Origin of the sequence: Chitinophaga jiangningensis, assembly GCF_900142605.1 — a bacterium.
In the GTDB taxonomy this organism is placed as follows: domain Bacteria; phylum Bacteroidota; class Bacteroidia; order Chitinophagales; family Chitinophagaceae; genus Chitinophaga; species Chitinophaga jiangningensis.
In genome coordinates, this window is sequence record NZ_FRBL01000010.1 from 252,098 (window position 1) to 275,994 (window position 23,897).

The window sequence follows — 23,897 nt, forward strand, 5'->3', positions numbered from 1 at the left end:
TGTTTGTTTAACAACCCGTTCACCAAAGAATTATGAACAGATTTACTGAAAAGCTCTATTTTTGTGCCAGGTGAAATCTGTACGAGAAAATGATTAATTCCAAAATTTAAATGGTTCGTGTAAACTAATAACGTAGCATCCCCAAAGATTCATATCCAAATATACCAGTCATGAAGTATGCAGCACTCCTGTTTATTCTGTGTTCGTTTGTATGCATTAAACAATTACATAGCCAGAATATCGTCATCGCAGTGAAGGGAAATATTACCCTCCAAAACTCGCAGCCAGTAAAAAAAGGCGATAACATCAAAAACAATGCGGTCCTTCTGTTCCGGCCGGATGGAATGGTGAGTCCGGAAGTGAAACTGCTATCTCCCAAAGGCGTATGTGTGATCCGTTACCGGGATTATGAGCAGCGTCCGAAGTCGGAGCTGCTGCAACTGGTGGCCGCTACTATTCACAAAAACTCCGTCGCCACCCTGGGTACCCGCGAGTATTCCACTGATCCGGGTCCACAGCAACAGGTGCAGCTGGTAGATTCCCTCTGTCGCTTGCTTGGAGCTAATGCCGGTAATATTTCGGGGCTGGTGTTCACATACATTAACCCCTACTGCGTGGCTACTTTTACATCTCCCTACTGGACAGAAATAGGGGACATGCTGCAGGCAAAATATGGATACCAGGTGAATACCAGCACCGGTAATACGCTTACGGCGGCCGCATTTGATGCTATTCCGAAAATGGCGCAGGTAAAAACAAGGGAGTACCTCCCCAATGCTGCCTCGCTGAAAAAGTATTGCCCTATTCCCGGCGACCAGGGCCACTTTGGTACCTGCACAGGCTGGTCGGCTGCATATGGTACCAGAACTATTTCCTGGGCGATCCGCAATAACCTTACCGCCACCAGCGATATTACCAACCAGGCCTTTTCGCCCACTTTCGTATATGAGCAGATCAAGGATAACGATGATGTAAACTGCTCCCGGGGATCTTCTATTACACGGGCGGTGCAGCTGATGAAGACCAGCGGCGTGCCTTTTCTGAGCGATTTATCATTCAGCTGCAATGCAGACCTGCAGCCTTACCGTTCCGCTGCCCTGAACTATACCATCAAGGATTTTCAGGCGCTGAACGAACGCTATGGCATAGCAGCTACAGATGAAGAGTTTCAGAAAACACTGACTAATATCAAAACCGCTATCAGTCAAAAAAAGCCTATCCTCGCTGCAATCGACTGCTACGGTACCTTTAAGGGAAAAGTATGGAATGGTGTGGCGGATAAAAATATGGGTGGCCATGCCATCTGCATCATCGGGTATGACGATAGTTTTTCCAACGGAGAAGGTGCAGTGGAAATTCTTAACAGCTGGAGCCCTTTCTGGGGCAACGGTGGTTTTATTCATGTGAAGTATGCGGACCTGCGCCGGATTCTTCGCGGAGCCATTTCGGTGTATGATGATGTGAAACCCCAGCCACTGATACCTGCTGATATTAAGAAAGATACCATTCCGGTAATTGTAACCGATACGCTGAAGCGACTAACCGGCTCATTTAGCCTGGTGCTGGCCAATGGTAATCATATGAAGGCCATCAGGAATGAAAGTGGTGTACGCGGCCTGCGACTCACTAACATAGATGAAATGACGTACAATATTGCGGAAGCCTATCCTTCCAATACTAATTTCAGGTTGCAGTTTACCAGCGCGCAGCCGGCTTATGTATACCTGTTGGGCACCGACTCCAAACGGAGTCCGGTAGTGCAGCTTTTTCCGGATGAGTCAAGGAATATTTCCGCCCTGCTCGACTTTACCTCCGAAGTAAAAGTGAGTATACCAGACGAAAGCCAGTATATCCAGATGGATGAAACCCCGGGAGAGGATTACCTCTGTGTGATTTACTCCAAGGAGCCCCTGGATATGGCCCGTATCAAAAACAGTGTGCAGGGTTCAGGTAAGAGCTTTGTAAAAGCGGTGAAAGAGGCGTTAGCCGGCAGGATTGTAAATGAGGAGGAAGTAGCTTTTGATAAAAATAAGATATCCTTTTCTGCTGCTTCGGCCAAACGTACAGCCGTACCTGTATTCATCGGATTTAAACATCAATAATAACCCCTTATGCGTAACCTTATATTTATCTGTTTGTGCATGCTGATGGCGCTTGGTGCAATCGCGCAAACCAGGAACTTCCGGGTGGTGAAGGTGCCCGCCGAAAATCCTTCAGGCCAGAAGCGTAAAGCAGTGGTAATTGGTATGAGCGATTATGATAAAGGCCGTAACCTGGATAATACCCTTAACGATGCCAATGATATGGCGGAAGTGCTTACCCGGCTGGGCTTTGAAGTAACGTTGCTCAAGAATAATGATTTACGAACCCTCCTTACCAACCTGACGGAATGGTATAACACCATCGCCGATAATGATATGGCCGTATTTTATTACGCCGGCCATGGCATTGAAGTAAACGGTCAAAACTACCTGATTCCCGTGGGCGCTTCACTCAACTCCGCTACCGACGCACAGTTTAATACCCTGAATGTAAACCAGGTGCTGGGAAATATGGATGAAAAGAAAGTACGTATGAAGCTGCTCATCCTCGATGCCTGCCGCGACAATCCCTTTTCGCGTAGCTGGACCAGGAGCAGTAGCAGCCCCGGACTCGCAACGATGTCGGCCCCGAAAGGCACCTACATCGCTTTTGCTGCCCTGCCCGGGTCCACCGCGCAGGACGGTGGCAATTACAATCTCCCCAATGGTGTATTTACCTACTATCTCAAACAGGAAATTGTAAAGCCCGGACTTACCATCGACCAGGTGTTTAATAATGTAACCAACGATGTGGCCACCCTTACCAACGACTTACAAACGCCGTTTAAAAACAGCAGTATCCGGAGCGATTTTTATTTTCTTCCTAAAAAAAATGAAGTGCCGCCTGTAGTGCCGGAAAAGAAATACTATTACTATGTAGATCAGCGCGGGAACAAGGGTACACAGCAGTTTGCCTCCTCTTCAGAGGCAGAGATTTATATGAAACGCAACCTGCTGTATGGGAAAATCTATTCCAACATGGGAGAAGTATTTGTGGTAGAGGAAACGCCCAACAAGCCTGCTGTAGATTATATTACGGTGACGCAAACGGACTACGGCAACAGGTCTACCCGCAACGGGCATATTTATATCCGCGAGTATATCGTGCGTAATTCGTCGCACTTTAAAATACAAACCAATGTGCGACTGCCCTATGGCTACTACCGTGATTGTAACAGTGATCCGGAGAACTTTGTGGAAGATGCCTATTGGGGAAAGGTGGTGATACTCCAGCCTGGCGGATCTGTCACCATTAAATTTGAAGAAGAGCTTAAAAGTATTAATTCCCCTGATAGAAGTAAATGTTCGGGAATATCAACCGTGCGGTATGTTTCAAGTTATGTCCGGTAAAGCATTCCGGTTTTTTGGTCACCTGAAGCTGCACGTCTATACAATGCTGCTGATAGCGGTCACCTTTGTTTGGATGGCATTGCCATACAATAATGGGCTGGATATGGCGGTGCACAAATGGACGCAGTTAATTAAAATTGCCGGGCCGGAAAAGGAAAAGTCATCACCGGATTCCGTTATTTTTATTGATGTGTCGGCGTCAAAATACCTGGTGCCACTCAATATGGACAGCACAGAAAATGAGGTGATCACCAACCGGAAATATCTCGCGCAACTTTTTCAGTATATCGCGGCACATCAATGCCGGGTGCGGTATATCCTTACAGACGTGGTGTTTGACACCCCTACGCCCGACGATAGTGCGCTCCTGGTCAGTATCCAGGCACTAGGAAATAAGTTGCTTGCAGTTAACAGTTATGTAGCGGATACATTGCAGCAGAATATATTAGGTGTGCGTGCGGCTACTGCTACCATGCGACTGCAATCCGGTGCTATTTATAAAATTCCTTTTACCGGCAGCAGGGGAGATACGATGGTGCCTTTAAAAATCTACCTCGATGTACATCCCGATGGGGCCGTTGTTCATCGGTTTTATACCCGCTTTCAGCAGGCGGGTATTGCCTTTAATACGCAGATACCTGAAATGTATTTACGGGCACACGATTTCACGGAGGGGAACTATCCCAAAGTCAGTTTGGGAGAACTCGTGGCGCTGATGAATATTTCCCCTGAGCTGTTTGATTTGTATCTGAAAAACAGGTATATCCTGGTGGGAGATTTTAAAAACGATCTGCATGAAACTTACCTGAATACTCAACCGGGTACACTGATACTTTTTAATGCGTTCTGGCAGTTGGAATCGCGGCGTCAGATAATAAGTGTATGGTATCTGCTGGTGCTGTATCTTTTTATTTACGTGGTGGTGTGGCTGCAATGGCGGCGAAAATCCTTTATCTATAATATTGCACTTAAACCTATGTATTTCCAGGCATTTGACCTGCCTTTCAATATTATTTCCGTTAGTTTGTTACTGATTGTATTTACCGTTTTATCAGCGTTGGTGTTTCATGTCAACATCAGTATTTTTCACCTGATTGTTATTTTTTCGCTGGTGGATATCTGGCAGTTGATAGCCGGTAAGCTGGACCGTAAAAGTTCGCGCTGGGGTATTGCTATTAAGGTAATAGAGAGATAAGAATGTCATTACTAAATATGGTACCGGTAAATAAACAGGAGTGCCTGGAAGGGGCGCTCCTGTACATCCACTCTTAGGCTGCTGGTACGGCCATACGTACTTCTACAACTGCACCATATTTAACAATCGGGCAAGCCTTCGCAATTTCAACGGCAAATTATAAAAAACGAAGGCGAAGCCTCACCCGGCCGGGTGAGGCTTCGCCTCGTTAGCAGAGTGGAAATGTGTCTTTCGTGTGAACCTGTGACACTGAGACACTTGTGTACGTATCGTACCTGTTTAGTCAGGTTTTAAAAAACTATAAAGAGGGTTAAAACACCTGTTGTATTATCCAAACATCCTGTTATATTTGTCGCGTATTTTTACTCCCGGAAAAAATTACCTTGAAATAATTAACAACCAAAAAATAATATCCCCGAATCAATTAGTAATCCATGAGAAAATTCTGTCCTGTACCGTTGCTAATGCTGGTAGCTTTGCTGCTGGCTAATTCTGGCAAAGCCCAACAAGTAAAGTTTGATAAGAACAGCGTGGTGAACACGTTAAACTATGAAACCCAGGATTTCCGTAAGAAGCCTGATCGTAAATGTCATTTTTTGTCATTTAAACGTGATACTGCGCGAGTTAACTGGAGAGCAGAAAAAAGAGACTGGAACAAAAACAAGCCTGTACGTTTGGATTCCATTCCTGCTGTTTCTAGCCAAGACACGGTTATTAAAGCTGAAATCAGGAGGGAGATGTTAAAAAAGATAGATACGGCTATTGCCAGTTTGGATCCATCGAGGGAGTTGTACCTGTTTTTGAAAGGATATTATGGTGATCATGCTCCGGCTGACTTAAAGCAACAGCTGGGGAGTGTTCGAAGCTTTCTTGCAGGCAATCAACCGGGTGTAAATGCATCCCATAAAAGGATGCTGGATAGTATGCCGGGTTTCATTAATAAATATTTGTTCACAGAGTCAGCCCCTGTATTTACATTGTCCGGGCCTGAGAAACAAGAAGGATTTATAACGCGTATACTTTCTCGTACCTATCCGGATAATAAGTTCCTGATTGATTTTTATAACCACACTTCAGCACATGCGAGCGTCTATGAGCTTACGGCAGATAAGTTGGCCGCCTTTGCCGCTGCCCTGGATTCCTTCGCCCAAAAGTCAGTGCGCGTAAGGGATACTATGAATGCGGCAAAAGACACTGCCTCCGTCAGGATTGCATTGGATGCGATGCAGCGGTTTCATAATGAGTTACAAGCCTGTGAGGGCTATCAATACTTAAAAGATTCGTCAAAAAAGAACTGGTTGTATAGCTGGTCCTGGTTGCATAGTGATCAGTTGATGATTAATCCGCTGGAATTTACTACTGAGAGCAACTACAAAAACCATCCCCTTGCCGATGACCGCGCGCAGGATTTTGACCAATACATTGATTCTTTAATTGCAAGGTATAAACGTTATGATACTAGCGGCCGTGTGGAAGATTTTAAGAAAATTCTTGCCATGAAAAAAAGCGGATCTGATTTGTTTAATCAAAAGGAAAAGATCAAGCAGCTGACAGATGAGAATAACGCTAAAATGGCGAAGTTTACACTTACCGGCAGAAATCTCAATGAGATAAAGTTACCGGAGAAAACGGCGTTTTATCTATACTCCACCAGTAAGGATTTTAAAAGTAATAACAATTCGGATAAATATTTAACGAGAACTGTTACGGAAGGTGAAAGCAAAACGGTTGTGCTGTTAAACGTGCCTGCGGGCCAGAAATCAGGGCTGTTGGAAAATATCTCTGAGTCCCCCGACCAATCAGCCATCGGGAAGCTTGTGGATACACTGGCTGGTTCTGCTGTGCAGATATTCTCCTATGCGTCACAGTATGGAGCCGCAGGAGCAGTATTGTCAGCGCTCACAACATTGCCTAAAGTAGCACCAGTAAAATTCAGTAATAATTCAAATGCATTTATGGTGTCAGATCGTAGTGTCTTTGAAGAATTTAAAGCGAAGGTGCCACCTTTACATAGAGATGCGGAATTACTGAATAAAACAAACCAAAAATTTATCCTGAAACAGAAAAATACAAATGAACAGTATATCAAGGATTCTGCACAAAAAAGCCTTATCCAGGAAATGTTTAGCTCCTACATGGATGATCTGACACAAAAATATACAGCTCGTTTCCCTAGTGATAGCCTCCAGGCACTTTATCTAAGCCGAATGCTGGCTAATGCTACCCTGGTACCCAAAAAACTGGATACCGCATTTACGAAAGAACCATTATTAACTACCGGCGTTTTTGAAACATCCACATCCAATAAATCTAATACAGAAATTATTACCCCTTATTACACCAAGGCGGAGGATGATACTGTTAAACTGAAGTCTTTCGAGTATGAAAGAGGTAAGCATCATCGTTTCCAGTTGAGCGCAGGACTTGCCTATACCGCCCAGCACCTGGTACAGTCCACTGCCAAACAGGAAAATGGACAAATAACCATCAGTAATCAGTCACAGCAATATCAACTCGGAATCGGGTTGCACATTCACCTCGGGAAAGGTCTCGTGCTAAAAGATGAGCGGTTTGCGGGCAAATTCCTGGAACGATCTTCTGTATATGTAGGCATTGGCATTCCGGAGCCATTGGGTAATCTCTACCTGGGTTATAGCTATGACTTCTTTCCAGGGTTAAAATCAATTGTGGGAGCACATTTCTATAGACAAAATCAGTATGAAATCCTCAACAATGTGATTGTAGAAGAAAGGTTGGAATACAGAATGGCATTGCCATTTTTTGCGATCCAGGTAGATCCCGCAGGGTTATTAAAGGCATTGAACGTAATTAAATCGAATTAAACATGTGTAAAAAAAATACTCCACTGCTGCTTGTAGCAGTTTTGATATATACGATAGTATCTTCCTGTACAAAAACAGATAAAAAGCTATACCTGCGGGGAAGATTGTTTGTGTCGGACGAAATTCTGCTGGGAAAAAAGGATCTTCCGCTGGCTCAAAAACGGGTATTGCTGGTAGATAATGAAAATGATTCCCTAAACTTTCTCTATAGCGATACCACTGATATAGAAGGTTATTTTCTTTTTAATCTGCTAAATGATAATAAGGACCATTACACCGTGCGATTTACTGATACCATTAATGGCTATCGGTATTTTGGCTCACAGCCGGTTGCCAGGGGAGAAGAAAATATCCTCCTCACAATTCGACTGGATAATTCTACTTTGAACTATATCAAGATTAGCAGCCAGGATACTGCCGGCGGAGGAATTCCCAATGCAAAAGTTTCTTTCTTTACCAGCTCCGTACTGGCACAATTAGGCGATACCACTGCCGCCACATTAGTAGGTACTGCGGATGGCTATGGAGATTTTGTTACCTATAAGCTAAAGCCAGGAACATATTATGTGAATAGCCAGAAGAGTGTGGATACAATGAAATTTGAGAAACTGGCGCAGGAGGTGCAAATAGAACGTGGCAAACCAATTATCAGTATACTACAATTAACCAGAATAAAATAGACAGTAATGAAAAGTGTAATCAGTTTTTTACTCGTCTTGATATTGTGGATTGGTAAATCGCGAGCCCAAATGCATTGCTGTGCAGCAGAATTTACAACGGACGTTCAGCATTTATTCCCACGCCTCAATGATCACGAAACCCTTCAAAAACTTAAGTTTTCGATTCAGAATTCTATTGGAACACCGCAAGTCAAAGAGATCAGAGTACCGGTGGTTTTCCATATCATCATTTCAGATCCGTCAACAATTACGATGGATTTAATCAATTCACAAATTGAAGTCTTAAACGAGGACTTCTCCGGGAAAAACCCTGATATCTCACAAGTTCCGGATTGTTTTAAAAAAGATCTTGCGGGAGATACTAAAATCAGATTTTATTTAAAGGATGTTAAGACGAGGGCAACGCCGCAGACTTTTATTATTGGAAATCTTTCTTCGGGCAAAACCAGGACTGAAATCACTGATCCGATCCGGACTTATAGCACAGGTGGTCTTGACGCTATCAGTCCCGCCACGATCCTTAACATTTGGGTAGGGAATATAAAAATGAGTGGTGAATTTGGGGAAGAAGAAGAGTTACAAGGTTATGCTTTGATGCCACCAGCACCACTAAATCTATCCGGTGTGGTGATTAATGCCAGGAATTTTGGCCGCCTGTATAGTGTGAATAATAATTACAACCTTGGAAGGGTATGTACGCATGAAGTTGGTCACTATTTTGGCTTGCAGCACATTTTTGGAGATGTATCCACCTGTACGGATGATAACATTGATGATACTCCGATACAATATGATGCAAATGTAGTTTGTCGAACTGGTACTTATGCTTCCTGCAAAAATGATGGCGATATGTACATGAATTATATGGACTACACGCCGGATGCCTGCAAGTACATGTTCACAAAAGGGCAAGCCCAAAAAATGCATCAGGTAATCTCCGCTTTCTACCCATTCTATCTGATATGGGATAAAAATGCGCCCTGGAATCTGGAAATGCTGCAAGAATTGATTTATGTAAAGAATATATCACAGTATCAGAACAAAGCAGTTGTAGAATTCAGTACCAGTCATCCAGGAGATATAACGGACATCTATATACGAAAATTAAGTGATGGCTCCTGGCAGTTGCACCACACTGCTGATAGTAGTTTCAACGCACAAGGGCTTGAACCGGGTGAAATATATGAGATAAAACTCAAGTCTGGAAAAAATAATGAAGGTTTCAAGGATTTTCCTTCTACATACTTTCTCACGGAAGCAGCTAAATTTACAGACGGACATCAAATGGAAATAAATTAAAAAATCAGGAGCGCCTGGAAGGGGCGCTCCTGTACATCCACTCTTAAGCTGCTGGTACGGCCATACGTACTTCTACAACTGCACCATATTTAACAATCGGGCAAGCCTTCGCAATTTCAACGGCTTCTTCATAATCTTTCGCCTTGATCAGGAATAATCCGCCGATGGAGGTGTTGCCTTCAACATAAGGGCCATGATGTGTTTTCTTGCCATGACTGATCACCCTTCCGTCTACATCCCATCTTTTAACCGGTGCTACCAGTTTATTCTGCGCAGCGAGGCCGGCGATCCATTCCTGGTAAGGTTGCATGGCTTCTTTCATTTGTTCCGGGGTTGGAACAGGGCTTTTGCTGGTCAAATCTCTGTGGATTGCAATCAAAAATTCATTCATTTTTTCTGGTTTTTTGTAATTATTAGTTAGTGTTTGTATTTGGTTATAATTGCTGACTGGCAGTTGCTATGAATTCAGCCACACGCCTAGGTTGTGATACCATTGGGATATGGCTGGATTTCAACTCCAGTGTTTTAGCCCTGATCATTTTCGCTTCTGCTCTTGCCAGGGCAGGTGGTACCATGTAGTCTTCCAGGCCTATGATAGCCCAGGAGGGTTTGTTTTTCCAGGCAGGGTTGGTAACTTTTTCGGTGGTAGCGCGGGTAGCCCATGGCACCTGGGTGGCATATACTATTTTACGTTCTTCCAGTGGTAAGTCCTGCGCAAAATATTCCCGGATACCTTTAGGACTGAGCGAGAGGAAACCTTCTGCATCGGGTCTGAATTCCGCACCTCCCGGAGCAGGGTAGGGAGTGGTCACATCCACTGCCGACTGATTTTCATCCGGCACTAACGCACACACATACACGAGGCCTACTACCTTAGGATCGTTACCTGCGGCACTAACCACCATGCCGCCGTAAGAGTGGCCCACGAGGAGTACCGGGCCATCCATCAGCGCAATAGCTCTTTTAGTGGCCGCAACGTCGTCTGTTAACGAGGTGAGCGGATTTTGAACGGCTACCACATTGTAGCCTTTTGCCTGCAGGAGCGCGATTACTTTTGCCCAGCTGGAGCCGTCGGCAAATGCGCCGTGCACCAACACGATATTTTTGATCTTGTTGGGTTGCACCTGTGCGGTGGCGGTCAGAAACAGAAAAGATAACAGTAATAAGGCGGAGCTTATTTTTTTTATTGGAGTCATAATAAGTGGTTTTAAATATGAGGATGAAAAACTGAGGTTATGCAATGGATTGTCCTGTCAGGCGGCGATGGTACCAGTCCTCGTACCTTATTTTACCGAGGATGGCATCGGTGCCAGGCAGGAGGGAGTCTTCCTGCAATGTTGCACCAAAGTAGGTGGCCTGTGGATCTTCAATGAGCTGCCGGGAGTCTTCCGTTTCATTGAGGTAGTACCGGATGAGTTCATACATCGGCATGCTTTCCGGGCCCGCTATTTCGATGGTGCCATTTTGGGGTGGTCTGACAGTGATGGCAGCCAGTGCAGCTACCACTTCATCTGCTGCAATGGGCTGTATCGGCATTGGAGAAATATGCACCTGACCGTTGACGGTGGCGGCATTTGCAATGCGCGCAGCCAGTTCAAAAAACTGCGTGGAGCGCAGGATCGTATAGGGTACACCGGAAGCTTCTATTAATGCTTCCTGCGCCATTTTGGAGCGCATGTACCCACTTTCCTGGAGTCGCTCCGCGCCTACAACGGACAAGGCTATATGATGGCGCACGTTTGCATATTGCTCTGCCGAGAGCAGATGAGTGGTAGATGCGGGAAAAAATGCAGCACTGGCGGGGCCTTCATAGGAAGGCGTATTGGAAACATCTATCACTACTTCAGTACCTTTCATAATGGCGGGCAGGCCTTCCCCTGTGAGGGTGTTAACACCGGTTTGCCGGGCAGCCGGGATCACGGTATGACCTTCCTTTTTCAGTTTATCCACGAGTCGCGCGCCTATAAGGCCGGTGCCGCCTACAACTACAATTTTCATAACCTCAGTTTTTTTGTTTAGTTAATGGCAATGGAGCGTTGCGCGTTATCGTAGCTATTGCTGGTTGCGTCCACCTTCAGTGCATGCCGGATCACGGCTGCCGCCTGTAGCAGTGCTGTTTGTACAGCAGGTACGGAAGCAATGGGATTGAGCAGGCCATAGTCGTGAATGAGACCACCGTAGCGGGTGAGGGTAACCGGTACGCCGGCTTCATTCAGCTTGCGGGCATATGCTTCTCCCTCGGAGCAGAGCACGTCGTTTTCTGCGGTTTGGATCAGTGCCGGCGGCAAGCCTTTGAGTTGTTCCTGAGTGGCCTGTAACGGGGACGCATATATTTCCCTGCGGTCTTTTTTCTCCGGCAGGTAATTATCCCAAAACCATTTCATCATGTTTCGCGTGAGGAAGCGGCCTTCGCCAAAGGCTTTATAGGATTCGGTTTTGAAATCCGCATCCGTAACGGGCCAGAGCAACACCTGTTGTTTGATGGCGGGGCCATGTTTCATTTTTGCCATCAGTGCGATGGCTGCTGCCATGTTTCCGCCCACGCTATTGCCTGCCACTGCGAGGTTTTTACCGTTAACGCCGATTTCGGTCCCACGCTCAGCTACCCATTTTAAGGCTGCGTAAATCTGGTTGATGGCTACCGGGTATTGTGCTTCCGGGGACGGGGTGTAGTCGGGGAAAACTGCTACTGCACCAGCGTGTACAACGAGGTCGCGCACCAGTCTTCTATGCGTCGGGTAATCGCCCAGTACCCAGCCGCCACCATGAATGTAGAGGAACACAGGGGCGTGTGCCGGGCAGTTGAGTGGTTTGGTAATATGCAGTTTTACTTCCAGTCCATCCTGTGTGATGGTTAGTTCGGATTCTTCGATACCGGAGTAATCTACTGCTACCGAGTTTTGTGCATCCGTTAACACCTGGCGGGCGGCCACCGGGGTGAGCTCTTCGAGGGGTTTGCCTTTTCCGGCATTTAATACTTTCAGAAATGCTCTCACTTCCTTCAGAATATGGGGGTCGTTTTCTGCTTTAACAATTTGTGTCATGGCTTAAACTTGTTGTGATTAACTGTGTGTAGAATAGTTGCAATTTCACCAGGGGGCTTACTGGTCGAGCCTTAGTTTTCTTGCCATCCGGGCGTTAATAGAAGCGATATAAGTGCCTGCGTTGAGTACGAGTGTGCCTTTTTCTCCCGATATGGAAGTAATGGCGTATACAATTTTTCCGGCATCACTGCCAGCGCTGGCTGTCAACTCAACATATTCATCGATATGAAAATCTTCCGGATCAAGGCGGATATCATACTCGCCACAGTATAAACAAACGGTGTCGGTGGTGAAATCCACGCAGTAGCCATTGTTGTACAGTTCCTGCAAGGCGGCTGCGAGTGAAACGTAATCTTTCATATGGGTAAAAATTTTGCGTTAATAAATCAGCGATGCGTGTATGCGTGTCTGTTATCCTGTCTGATGTTGCATTTTTTCTGCGAGGCACTTATATCCGCCGCTATTCATCGTGCGTTGGTGCGTCTTCGCCGGCGAATGGCTGTTCTACCATGCGGAGGTCCTCATTCATAAATTCAGCACCTTCGCTTTCATTGTGATCCGGCTCTTCATGGATTACGTTGCCGTACTCCCGTTCGCCGTTTTTAGGATCCTGATGGGGATGGAGATGAAAAAATGGAATATGCATGACGCAAGATTTTATGGGTGATAGATAATAGATTCCCAGGCCGCTTCCCTCGCGGGATCGGGCAGCTGTTATTGCCATATGGGAATCAATGAGAAAGGTGGTAGAGATGAATTGCCTCCTGTTGACCTGTAGTGTAGCTGACCGGACATCCGTACGGATAAGTACGCCGGCGTGGGGATATCCTCGTGCACGAACAGGTGGAAAGTGCACTCCCGTTACAACTGCCTCTACAGGCTGACACCCGTCATCTTCGTTTTATCAACAAGTAGCAATTCAGGTGGTTATGCCTTTACAGTCTGAGCCTGTGTGGCCCACCATTTATCAAAATTGATAGCGCCTAATTCTGCTTTGCCGGCAGGAACAAGGGCTTCATGGGAAACTTCGCCACCAAAATACACCGGCTTACCGTTAGGTATTACCTTCCTGGGGTCATTGGCCAGCTGCAGGTAATGCTCAACGATTTCATACATTTTGAACCGTTCAGGCCCTGCAATTTCAACATAGCCATTCACTGGTGTACCGGTCGCATGGGTGGCGACTAATCTAGCAACATCGTCGGAGGCAATTGGTTGAACGAGCACATCCGATAAATGTACTTCGTTGCCCTCTGTAGCCTGGTTAGCAATCCCACCCAGAAATTCCAGGAACTGGGTACTGCGAACGATGGTGTATGGTATGCCCGATTGCTTAATCAGCTCTTCCTGCGCCAGTTTGGCGCGCATGTAGCCAATGTTCTGCATGAGGTCAGTACCTACGATCGACAATGCCACGTGATGTTTCACTCCTGCATTGGTTTCCGCTGCCAGCAGGTTGCGGCCTGCTGTCTGGAAGAATTCCATTACTGCATTATCTTCAAAGGAAGGGGAGTTAGCCAGGTCAATTACAATATCTGTGCCCTGCATCGCCTCTGCCAGTCCCTCCCCTGTAACGGTGTTGATGCCGGTAGCCGGAGAGGCTGCGATTACCTGGTGTCCCGCCTGGCGAAGGTTGTTGACTACTTTTGTTCCTATGAGGCCAGAGCCTCCGATTACGACGATTTTCATGACTTGATTTTTATTTTTTAGTGATGCTACCTATTAGGCCAATGCCATGCCAATGCACTTAAAAAATTGATAATCAATTAGTAATGAAAATTCCCCATTTCGATTTTTCACTTTATAAAGTGAAACCACCATAGCTTTCACCAAATATGGGGAAATGGCATCAGGAGAAGTAATCCCTTTTAGTAATGTTCAGTTTCTTCATTTTAGAATGTAAGGTGTTGCCGGGAATGTCTAATACCTCCGCGGCACTGCCTACACCGGAAATCTTTCCTGCACAGCGTTTCAGCGTTTCTATAATATAGGCACGCTCTACTTCTTCCAGGGTCCGGTTCAGTAAAAACGCCTGCTCCTGCTTATCGGAATCTGTATGACGTGGAATATACACATCATTCAGGGTGTGATCTGTGGCCAGTAATACACTTCTTTCAATCAGATGTTCCAGTTCCCTCACATTACCTGGCCAGGTATAACTTCGCAGTTGCTGTATCACCCGCGGGGAAATTTTCCGGATATTACGCCCGGTATTCCTGCTATATTTTTTAACGAAGAAATACGCGAGGGCTTCAATATCCTCCAGGCGCTCGCGCAGCGGTGGCAGCGAAATTGGAAATACATTCAACCTGAAATAGAGATCGGCACGGAAGCGTCCCGCCTTTACCTCCTCCTCCAGGTTACGGTTGGTAGCGGCTATCAGGCGCACATTTATTTTGATGACCTGCTTGCCGCCTACGCGCTCCAGCTCCCGCTCCTGGATCACGCGCAATAGCTTGGCCTGCGCTTCCAGCGGTAGTTCCCCGATTTCATCCAAAAAGAGGGTACTGTTATGTGCCAGCTCAAACTTGCCCAGGCGCCGGTCGATAGCACCGGTAAAAGCGCCTTTTTCATGGCCAAACAATTCGCTTTCTATCAGGTTGGCGGGAAGGGCCGCACAATTTACTTTCACCATTAAATGCTCCTTTCGCGGAGAGCTGTTGTGGATAGCCCTTGCAATTAACTCCTTGCCGGTTCCGGTTTCTCCCAAAATTAAAACCGTGGTATTTGATTCCGCCACCAGTCCCATCAGCCGGTATACTTCCTGCATGGTTTCGCCGCTGCCAATGATTTCTGAAAAGTTATAAATGGTTTTAATCTGCTCTTTCAGATAATCGTTTTCAATTTCCAGCTGCTTCTTATATGCAATCAGCTGCTCGTTTGCCAGGATGTTGGCCACTGCAATTGCAATCTGTGAACAGATCCCTTTTAACAACAGCGGGCCAAGTGAATCGGCCAGCAGCCAGATGGAGCCTATGTTTTTATCGCCTACACGCAAGGGCAGTCCGTACATATTTTTATATCCGGTGGTGTTCCACAGTTTGGCATACGCACTACCATTCCTCAGCTCTTCCTGCACATTAAATACTACACCCTCCTTACTGGCCAGCACCTGCGCGGTATACTGTTCATGCACGGTAATCGTATTGCCGGACATTTTATCGAAATTGACTTTCGCGTTGGCGAACAGGCTGGCATCGTACATAAACACGTTCAGGTGTATACCATCGCTTTCCATTACACGGATCATGGCCAGTTGGGTATTCATCGTTTGGGCCAGTACTTCAAATATCGCAGCCTGCAGGTCTGCCTTCGTCCGCACTTTGGTAATAGCGCTGCTGAAGCCCAGCAAAAACGCCTGTTCCTCCTGTTTTTTGCTCACCTGCTCGTTGGCCATAATATTAGCCAGCGCCGTGGATATCTGCGAACAGATACCCTGCAGCAATTCGATCTTGATTTCCTGGATGTCCAACAGGAGGATGCCCAGGTTGTTTTCTCCATTGCGTAACCGCACTCCCACAAAATTCCGGAAACCCATCTTTTTCCATAACGCCAGGTAGCTCGAAGTAATACCCCGCTGTATTTCCCTTTCCACGTTAAACAACAGGGGGATGGCACTGTTGAGCACACGGTTTTGGAGACCGTCGTTAATCGGGTATTTTGTTTTTACCAGTACCTGTAAGGCTTTCTCGTCCCGCTTAATGGTGCCGAGATCGTACACGTAGGCGGATAGTGTAGTTTTATCTTCATTGATCCGTCGGATAACGAAGCCGCTGTTCTGATCCAGTTTACGGAGCGCTGATCGCAGGGCCCTGGTGAGGTCTTCCTTCGTACGCACGGCTGCAATCTCACTGCTGAAGTCCAGCAAAAAGGATTTTTCTTTTTCTTTATTCAGTATTTCTTCGTTTTTGATAATATTGGAAACTGCACTGGAGAGCTGTGGGGCAAAGCCTTTCATCACACCCCGGAGTTCGGCGGTGAAGCTGTCCGTACGGTCGGAGTAGAGATGTATAAATCCCATTGGTTTTCCTTCTTTCATCAGGCGGGTCATCAGGATTTCCCGCACGCCGCCTTCGTAATTGACCCGCAGGAAGGGCGGACTTTTCGGCTCGTCCATAATGTCTTCCAGTAAAAAAGATACTGGCTCCTCGGAATGCAATACCGCCTGGATGAAAGGATCATTCAGTGAAAAGTGCGCCTGTACCATTTCTTTGTAACGGGGATGGGTGCGGATGGGGGAGCCTTCGTTGTCCAGCAGGAAAGGCCAGTAGGTTTCGTCTTTATGGTCGATGAGGGTGATGATGGTGTGGGTGAAGTAAAACAGGCCCTTGATCCGGTTTTTGAACAGTGTAATCAGGTCATTTTTTTCCCTGATCCTGGTGATATCATTGCCCAGGTCGAGCAATACCTTTCTTTCCTGTTCCAGTATTGCTTTTGAAGGAGCGGGTGCGCTGTCGTTTTTAGCGTTTCTTTTCATACTGAAAAGAACCCGCGGATTACGAAAAATGTTCGATTTAATGCAACAGCCCCGGAGCGCATGGTGCAATCCGGGGCTGTTATTTATTTAGCTAATATCTTCGCTTTCTCTGCATCAAATTCATCTTGCGACAATATACCCGCATCCAGCAGCTCTTTCAGGTCCAGCAGCGCCTTTTTCTTATCGGCCATCGGGTTGTTGTCGGTAGCCGCGGGGGTAGGAGCGGGGCCGGCTTTTGCCTGCGGGGAGTTGTACGATAACAACAGTGCGGCAATTTCATTGAACCCTTTGATGGAGGCATAATCGATGGCTTTCTGCTCTTTGCTGTTGACGAAGGTGACATCGGCACCTTGTTCCAGCAGGTATTTTACGATATCTTTTTTTCCGGCAGATGCGGCATAGTGCAGGGCACTATTGCCGCCTTCGTCCTGGATGTTGATGTTGGCGCCTTGTTCCAGTAATAGTTTCACCATGCTGAGGTGGCCGTTTTTGGCGGCTACATGCAGCAAACTTTCCCCACCGTTGGAATAGCTGTGGTTAAAGGAGAAGGTGCTGTTGAGGGAAAGGTTATTGGCCGTTTCCACCCATTCGAGGTAGCTGTTGACCACCGTAGTGTTGTCGGATACGGGCTGACTGAAATTTACATCAATACCTTTGTTTAGCAGCATGCTCACGATTTCCTTCTGGTTATTGGCGCAGGCGTACCAGATGGGCGACAGCCCATCTTTGGACGTGATGTTGACATCAGCGCCTTTATCCACGAGGAGATTGGTGAGTGCGCGATTGGTATCGTAACAGGCGATCAGCAGGGCAGATTCGCCGGCATGGTTGGTATGATTGAGGTCCGCGTAATGCTCGATCAGCTGAGTGGCGATCACGGGATTTTTAGCTCTTACCGCCACCAGCAGGGGGCTGTCGCCCGCTTTATTGGTGGTGTTTACATCCGCACCGTTATCCAGCAGCAGTTGCACAATATCTTTATTGCGCCAGGCGGCGGCAATGAGCAGTGGTGTTTCGGCGTCGTTGTTGGCGATGTCCACGTTGCTGCCGTTGCGGATCAGCGCTTCCATGATTTCTTTCTGGCCGGTGCGGGCGCAGAGGTGCAGGAGGCCGTTGCCGTTATAATCGTTGATATCCGTACGTGCGCCGCTTTCCAGCAGGTGCAGTGCGGTTTGTTTTTGTTTTTGCAGGCAGGCGAAGTAGAAAGGCGTTTCGCCGTTATGATCTTCGTAATCGAGGGCGGCCCCTGCTTCCAGGAGTAGCTTTACGAGGTCCTGGTAGCCGTGGTGTGCGGCGTAATGCAGGGCGGTGCGCCCCTTTTCGTCTGTATACGTAACATCTACTTCGTTGTTGGCCAACAGGATTTCGGCAATTTTACGTTTACCGCTTTCGCAGGCCACAATAAAAGACATGGACATGATACTATGCTTTTTGTTTTAGAAGGAGTTCCACGGTTTTGGCTTTCAGGTTATCCTGAGCGGCCAGGTCCATGGCGCTTTGATCCTGGTCGTTGGTGATGCTGGCATCCGTGCCGTTTTCCAGTAATAGTTTTACTTTTTTATAGAGATGCTGAGCGGCCTTTTGGTCGTAGTTCACGTTATAGCCGCATACTTTATGCAGCAGCGTGTTCCCTTCATCATCTCTCCGGTGGACGTCAATGGCACCGGTTTCCAGTATGCCGGCAAGCATTTCGGCAGGGTATTCCGCTACCCAGTCCAGCGCTGCTTTCGGTTTGCTATAGTATGGGGAGGTCTGATAGATATCGGCTCCATCTTCCAGCAAAGTTTTCACCAGTTCCACTTCTTCTGCAGCAGCCCTGCTGCGCATGCGCAAGGCGCCACAGATCAGTGTTTCACCGGATTTATTGGCCTGGTTGAAATCTGCCGGTGCATATTGTGCCAGCTTCTTGTATAGGTCGGCATTGCATACCTGGTGAATGAGGGCGGCATAAAATGCGGATTCCTCATTTTTACCGGGTTGATTAGGATCTGCACCACGTTCCAGTAGCAGGTCCAGGTATTTCAACTTCCGGTTGCCGATAACGATGTGCAGTGGGGTTTCCTTTACAATGTTGCCATCGTTCGGGTCAATGCCCTGGTCCATCAGGTATTCCAGGTATTTTACACCGGTATCTTCCTTGATGCTGAACTCCCGCGTGATGTTAAACAGGTAGTTCTCCTCATAATTATTTTTAAAGCGTGGATCGCAACCTGCATCTACCAGTACGGAGATGGCCTCTATCGGTACATTGAGCGTAAAAGCCAGCAGGAGTAAGGATTTATTGTTAACAGTGTCGTTAATGTTATCGAATTTGGCAATGAATTTTCCCAGGAAATCCAGTGCTTCCGGTTCGTTTGTGATGTACCGCAGTACACATTCCAATGCGGACCTGTCCAGCGTTTCGTACTCATACACGTCCGTATCAATACTGCCATTGTCGGCCAGTGCGAGCAGCAGTTCATATTGCTTGGCTCTGGCTAACTGATCATAGATGTAACGTTTATCATGATCGGCCAAATCTTTTGATAATTTTTCGTGCTGTTGTATGCGTTGTATGGCATCGGCCCATTGGCTCTTCCTGAGCGCATCCGCCAGGTTATTCACATCTGTCATGGTTACTAAAGATATGTGGGTTAAGGTATATCCAAGCCAGGCCTGGGCGCCAAATGTAAGGGATAAAAATAAAAATGCAAAAGGCAGGCGCAGAAATCCCTGGTTTCAGGGATCAGCCACGTGGAGGTACAAACGAAAAATTACTCAGCAATTAACAAGGGTGGCATTAACATCTCCCGAAAAAAATTGATGGGATAAGTACACCGGAATACGAATGAAACTTTCATTGTGCCATTGGATCTGCAAGGGGGGGGCGGCATCGCTGATTGTTTCTTCTGCTACAGGTTTCCCTGAGCCATAGTTGATGATTTCAAAGGGATGTTTGTTAATGTTGAGCAGCACTACGAGGCGACTTCCCTTACTGATCTCTTTACTCACAAATCGTGTATTGTCGAAGGGGATACTGTTTTTTTTGCCCGGAGTCAATAGCTGCCTTATTTCAGGATGGCCGGCGTAACTGGCGCGGGCGAGCAACCGTGTCAGGAAAAAATATTTTCCGTTGGGCATGAGCTCATACAGTGCCAGCGAAATATCCATGTCTTTTTTGTTGATGGTAGCCAGGAGGTTGCCGGTGAATGCGCCGTTTATACTGAGGCTTTTTTCAAATGGCAGGGTGGTGAAAACCAGACCATTGCTGGCATCCAGGGAATCGAACAAAATATCAGGGGTGAAGTAGTTGTTTTGTGTTTCGCGGTTTTTAAAGTCTACCGTTTGGCTTACGTAGCTTTTCCTTTCAGGCTGCTTCGCAGCCAGCGTTTGCTGATTTAGGTAGAAGGTAAGGGTATCATTGTTGATTTGTTCCAGGGTGGGGGCATGCCGCCATTCGTTGGTGCCCATCACCTGGTAGTTAATTTTGTCGTGTAGCAGGGCGGGCTTAGGTTTGCCTTTGAGGATGTAATCGAGCCAGTCATAGGCAAGTGCCATCATGTTTACGTTGGCCACACTATCGAGAGGATAACCCATTAAAACTTTAGACGGCGTACGCTGGCCGCCCCAGTGGTCGTACGGGCCTATTACCAGGTAGTGCTCCGCATGTGGATTGTAGCGGTGATGCAGTTTGAAGTACTGCATGGCACTGATGGCACAACCATCGTAATAGCCGGTTGTGCTGAGTACGGGGATGTTTATTTTCGTGTATTCGTTAGGGGTAGGCACCATGGACTGCCAGTATTGGTCGTAGTCCGGGTGTTGTAGCCATCGTTGGAATACCTCGTTGGTATAGCCCGACAGGCTATCCAGTTTATTAAAAGCCACCCCGCTTGCGAACCATTCAAATTGAAGTCCGGCCGTGGCAGGTTTTTTTTGGTAGACGTTAATATTCGGCCATTGAAAAGCCAGGTTCAGTTGCACGTTGTTTTCCATGGGCGTGTCGTAACCCGGCATCACGGCTACTTGCGGCACAATGGTTTTGAGGGCTGGGTGGAGGTGCTTTACGGCCGCCCATTGGGAGAAGCCGGTATAACTACCACCAAACATACCAATCTGTCCGTTGCACCAGGGTTGTTTGCTGATCCAGTCGATGATGTCGTATATATCAGTGCCTTCATGTTCATAAGGTGCGTACTGTCGCATATCTGTTCGGATGCCGCGTGCGTAGGCCACGATGCCAGCGTAGTTTCTGTCGGCCGACCTTTTGCCAAACACCGCATCGCCAGGTCCCTGGTAGTACGTGGTGTAAAACAGGATGGCTGGCAACGGTGCTGTAATGGCCTTTTTGCGGACAATGATAGCGCTGATGCTGATGCCGCTGCGTGTCGGAATCAGGACGCTGTCCTGTATGATATAGATGCTGTCGTTTTGCCCAAACGCAGTGTGGAAGATCATTAGCAGTAAAATGACACAAAGAGTTCTGATAGTCATATTGGCGGTTTAGCTGTATTTTAATTTCTCTTCTTCCAGGTCCAGCTTTGTCAGGTATTTGCGGATGAGATCTTCATCGAAGTGTTTGTCCGCTGCATTTTGTGATAGCAGCCATGCGCGTTGACTATTGATGATTTCATAGCTTTCTGATTTCGACAGTGTTTGCAGCTCCTCATTGCTTTCCTGTAAAAGGCTGTTCCATTTTTCCTGCAGTTGCCGCAGGTGCTGGTCCGAGTTGAGTCGCTCTCCGAAGCGGGACTCGATAAAATGCACCGTATGATCCGCCAGTCCTTTCCGTATGAGGGCTTCGGCTTCCTGTTCCGGTACAAAGTCGTCGTATTCCGGCAGGTTGAGTTTCCGGATCAGGAAGGGTAGGGTGAGTCCTTGCAGGAGCAGGGTGATCAGGATTACGATGAAAGTAATAAAGAGAATCAGGTTGCGCTGGGGGAAGGGAGCGCCATGGAGTGTGGCGGGGATGCTGAGCGCTGCCGCCAGCGATACCACGCCGCGCATACCAGTCCAGCCGATTATCAGTGGGGCTTTAAGTCCGGGGCTTCGTGTATCTGCCACCGTTATGAATTTCATGGCGATACGTGTAACCACAATAGCGCCGTAAGCGGCCAGTATCCTTCCTATGATGAGTACAGCAGTGATGAGCAGGCCGTAGCCAACTGCTTTCATGATGCTTATATTTTCCAGGCCGCTGGTGATTTCGGGTAAGTCCAGTCCTATCAGCAGAAACACCAGTCCGTTGAGTACGAACACGATGTTTTGCCATACGTTCACGCCGCGCAGGCGGGAGGTGTTATTAAGGAAGGTATGACGTTTGTTGGACATGAGCAGGCCACCGCAAACCACGGCCAGTACACCGGAGCTATGTACATCTTCCGCTACCATGTAGATGATGTACGGGGTGATGATGGTGATGATGGTGTCCATATTGGCATCTGTAGGCAGGCGCTTTTGGGCCTGTATGATCACCCAGGCGATGAGCAGGCCGATGCCGATGCCACCTATAATCATCCAGGCGAAGCCGCCTACAGCCTGGTACCAGATGAACTGGCCGGTACTGAGGGCAATTAGGGCGAAGCGGAATATGATGAGCGAGGAAGCATCGTTCAGGAGACTTTCCCCTTCCAGGATGGCGGACATGCGCTTAGGCACGTTCACAAATTTGAGGATGGCGCTGGCACTCACTGCATCCGGCGGGGATACGATGCCACCCAGCAAAAAGCCCAATGCCAGCGTAAAACCGGGAATAAAGTGGTTGGCTACAAAAGCTACGCTCATGGCTGTCAGAAACACCACTACAAACGCAAAGCTGCCAATGATGCGGCGCCAGCGCCATAGCTCTTTCCAGGAAATAGCCCAGGCAGCCTCGTAGAGCAACGGAGGAAGGAAGATCACGAATATCAGCTCCGGGTCAATGCGCAACAAAGGCACACCAGGAATAAAGCTCAGGATCAGGCCGGCTATTACCAGCAGCACAGGATAGGCGACCTTCAGCTTATTGGCCAGCATGATGATCGCGATAATAATGACAATAAGGGTAAGATAAAAAGAAAACTGAGGTATCATCTCTCGAAAATTATGGGTTTTGCATGGTTGTAATGCAACTGGAACGTAAGATAAACAATTCCTTTACCAGGGAATAAACAAACGGTGAAAAATGTTGCCGGACGGCGACTTTCAAATTAATCCGCCATTATTCGGTTTTTAGGTGTACCTTTAATCAAATATAAAGGCTTCTGCCTCGGCTTCTTCTGATCTAGTCTGGATTTCTTCTTTTCTTCCTCAGTCTTCGCTTTTCCAGCTGCCGAATTATCTTACTCAACACATTATACAAAAATCGTATTGGTGCAATATTGCGATATAACTAAAACAAGTAACTATGGGAGAATCCTTCTCAAAAAAAGAAAACAGAAATAAAAAAGCCAAAGCCAAAGAGAACAAGGCTCAAAAGAAACAGGACCGTAAAGAGAACAATAACAAGGGCAAAAGCCTGGAGGATATGTTAGCTTATGTGGACGAAAATGGGAACCTGAGTTCTACCCCACCGGATCGTTCCAACAAAGTGGAAATTGATTCAAAAGATATAAGAATTGGTGCCACTCCACGACCTGCGGAGGATCCTCTGAGAACGGGCATGGTAACCTTTTACAACTCCACCAAAGGTTTTGGGTTTATTTCTGATGATCAATCCAGGGAAGACATATTCTTTCATATGAACGACTTAGTAGTGCCTGTAAAGGAAAAAGATAAGGTATCATTTTTACGCGACAGAAATGCGAAAGGATACTTTGCAAAAGAAATTAAGAGAATTGACGGGAGGGGGTAATACCACCATACTTAAGTTATTGAAAGAGGGCGTCTCAAAAATACCTGAGACGCCCTCTTTCCTTTTTAAGTATATATCTCACATTATGAGAGTTTTTCTCTCATTTTGATTTATTGG

At 46.9% G+C, this 23,897-nt stretch carries 19 protein-coding genes; 7 read left to right on the forward strand and 12 right to left on the reverse strand.

Annotated features, from left to right (window positions below; genetic code table 11):
* Window positions 1-170 precede the first annotated feature (170 nt).
* From BUB18_RS25250 to BUB18_RS25275, 6 genes are all read left to right on the forward strand, one after another.
* Window positions 171-2,102 (forward strand): C1 family peptidase, encoded by a 1,932-nt coding sequence (locus BUB18_RS25250; protein ID WP_073086464.1) that lies wholly within the window; start codon window positions 171-173, stop codon window positions 2,100-2,102.
* Window positions 2,103-2,111: 9 nt separating this feature from the next.
* On the forward strand, window positions 2,112-3,431 hold the full coding sequence (locus BUB18_RS25255) for a caspase family protein (RefSeq protein ID WP_083550756.1): 1,320 nt from the start codon (window positions 2,112-2,114) through the stop codon (window positions 3,429-3,431).
* On the forward strand, window positions 3,409-4,626 hold the full coding sequence (locus BUB18_RS25260) for a CHASE2 domain-containing protein (protein WP_083550759.1): 1,218 nt from the start codon (window positions 3,409-3,411) through the stop codon (window positions 4,624-4,626). Before BUB18_RS25255 ends, BUB18_RS25260 begins: the two co-directional genes overlap by 23 nt.
* Window positions 4,627-5,090: 464 nt before the next feature.
* Window positions 5,091-7,469 (forward strand): hypothetical protein, encoded by a 2,379-nt coding sequence (locus tag BUB18_RS25265; protein ID WP_073086470.1) that lies wholly within the window; start codon window positions 5,091-5,093, stop codon window positions 7,467-7,469.
* Between the two features lie 2 nt (window positions 7,470-7,471).
* Window positions 7,472-8,149 carry a collagen binding domain-containing protein gene (locus tag BUB18_RS25270; protein WP_073086472.1) on the forward strand — a complete coding sequence of 226 codons (678 nt, stop codon included), beginning with the start codon at window positions 7,472-7,474 and terminating at the stop codon, window positions 8,147-8,149.
* 6 nt (window positions 8,150-8,155) lie between these two features.
* Window positions 8,156-9,448 (forward strand): M43 family zinc metalloprotease, encoded by a 1,293-nt coding sequence (locus tag BUB18_RS25275; protein ID WP_073086474.1) that lies wholly within the window; start codon window positions 8,156-8,158, stop codon window positions 9,446-9,448.
* 43 nt (window positions 9,449-9,491) lie between these two features.
* On the opposite strand, the gene BUB18_RS25280 is transcribed toward BUB18_RS25275, so the two are convergent.
* The 12 genes from BUB18_RS25280 to BUB18_RS25335 form a co-directional block, all read right to left on the reverse strand.
* Window positions 9,492-9,839, reverse strand: a complete 348-nt coding sequence (locus BUB18_RS25280; RefSeq protein ID WP_073086476.1) for a YciI family protein — start codon at window positions 9,837-9,839, stop codon at window positions 9,492-9,494.
* 43 nt (window positions 9,840-9,882) lie between these two features.
* Window positions 9,883-10,644, reverse strand: a complete 762-nt coding sequence (locus tag BUB18_RS25285; RefSeq protein WP_178372205.1) for an alpha/beta fold hydrolase — start codon at window positions 10,642-10,644, stop codon at window positions 9,883-9,885.
* A 37-nt stretch (window positions 10,645-10,681) separates the two neighbouring features.
* Window positions 10,682-11,446, reverse strand: coding sequence for an SDR family oxidoreductase (locus BUB18_RS25290; RefSeq protein WP_073086478.1), 765 nt, complete (start codon window positions 11,444-11,446; stop codon window positions 10,682-10,684).
* A gap of 17 nt (window positions 11,447-11,463) precedes the next feature.
* A complete protein-coding gene (locus tag BUB18_RS25295) occupies window positions 11,464-12,492 on the reverse strand; it encodes an alpha/beta hydrolase (protein ID WP_073086480.1) in 1,029 nt (342 codons plus the stop codon).
* Between the two features lie 57 nt (window positions 12,493-12,549).
* A complete protein-coding gene (locus BUB18_RS25300) occupies window positions 12,550-12,852 on the reverse strand; it encodes a hypothetical protein (RefSeq protein WP_073086482.1) in 303 nt (100 codons plus the stop codon).
* A gap of 100 nt (window positions 12,853-12,952) precedes the next feature.
* Window positions 12,953-13,138 carry a hypothetical protein gene (locus BUB18_RS25305; protein WP_073086484.1) on the reverse strand — a complete coding sequence of 62 codons (186 nt, stop codon included), beginning with the start codon at window positions 13,136-13,138 and terminating at the stop codon, window positions 12,953-12,955.
* Window positions 13,139-13,419: 281 nt separating this feature from the next.
* Window positions 13,420-14,181, reverse strand: coding sequence for an SDR family oxidoreductase (locus BUB18_RS25310; RefSeq protein ID WP_073086486.1), 762 nt, complete (start codon window positions 14,179-14,181; stop codon window positions 13,420-13,422).
* Between the two features lie 160 nt (window positions 14,182-14,341).
* The gene (locus tag BUB18_RS29220) at window positions 14,342-16,969 is read right to left on the reverse strand and encodes a sigma-54-dependent Fis family transcriptional regulator (RefSeq protein ID WP_083550761.1); all 2,628 of its coding nucleotides are present in this window, start codon (window positions 16,967-16,969) and stop codon (window positions 14,342-14,344) included.
* Between the two features lie 83 nt (window positions 16,970-17,052).
* On the reverse strand, window positions 17,053-18,387 hold the full coding sequence (locus tag BUB18_RS25320; RefSeq protein WP_073086488.1) for an ankyrin repeat domain-containing protein: 1,335 nt from the start codon (window positions 18,385-18,387) through the stop codon (window positions 17,053-17,055).
* Window positions 18,388-18,391: 4 nt separating this feature from the next.
* Window positions 18,392-19,582, reverse strand: coding sequence for an ankyrin repeat domain-containing protein (locus tag BUB18_RS25325; protein ID WP_073086490.1), 1,191 nt, complete (start codon window positions 19,580-19,582; stop codon window positions 18,392-18,394).
* Window positions 19,583-19,726: 144 nt separating this feature from the next.
* Window positions 19,727-21,442 carry a CocE/NonD family hydrolase gene (locus BUB18_RS25330; RefSeq protein ID WP_143160097.1) on the reverse strand — a complete coding sequence of 572 codons (1,716 nt, stop codon included), beginning with the start codon at window positions 21,440-21,442 and terminating at the stop codon, window positions 19,727-19,729.
* Between the two features lie 9 nt (window positions 21,443-21,451).
* Entirely contained in the window at window positions 21,452-23,020 is a 1,569-nt protein-coding gene (locus tag BUB18_RS25335) for a Na+/H+ antiporter (RefSeq protein ID WP_073086494.1), read from the reverse strand.
* A 313-nt stretch (window positions 23,021-23,333) separates the two neighbouring features.
* On the opposite strand from BUB18_RS25335, the gene BUB18_RS25340 reads away from it, so the two are divergent.
* Window positions 23,334-23,780 (forward strand): cold-shock protein, encoded by a 447-nt coding sequence (locus tag BUB18_RS25340; protein ID WP_073086496.1) that lies wholly within the window; start codon window positions 23,334-23,336, stop codon window positions 23,778-23,780.
* Window positions 23,781-23,897 lie beyond the last annotated feature (117 nt).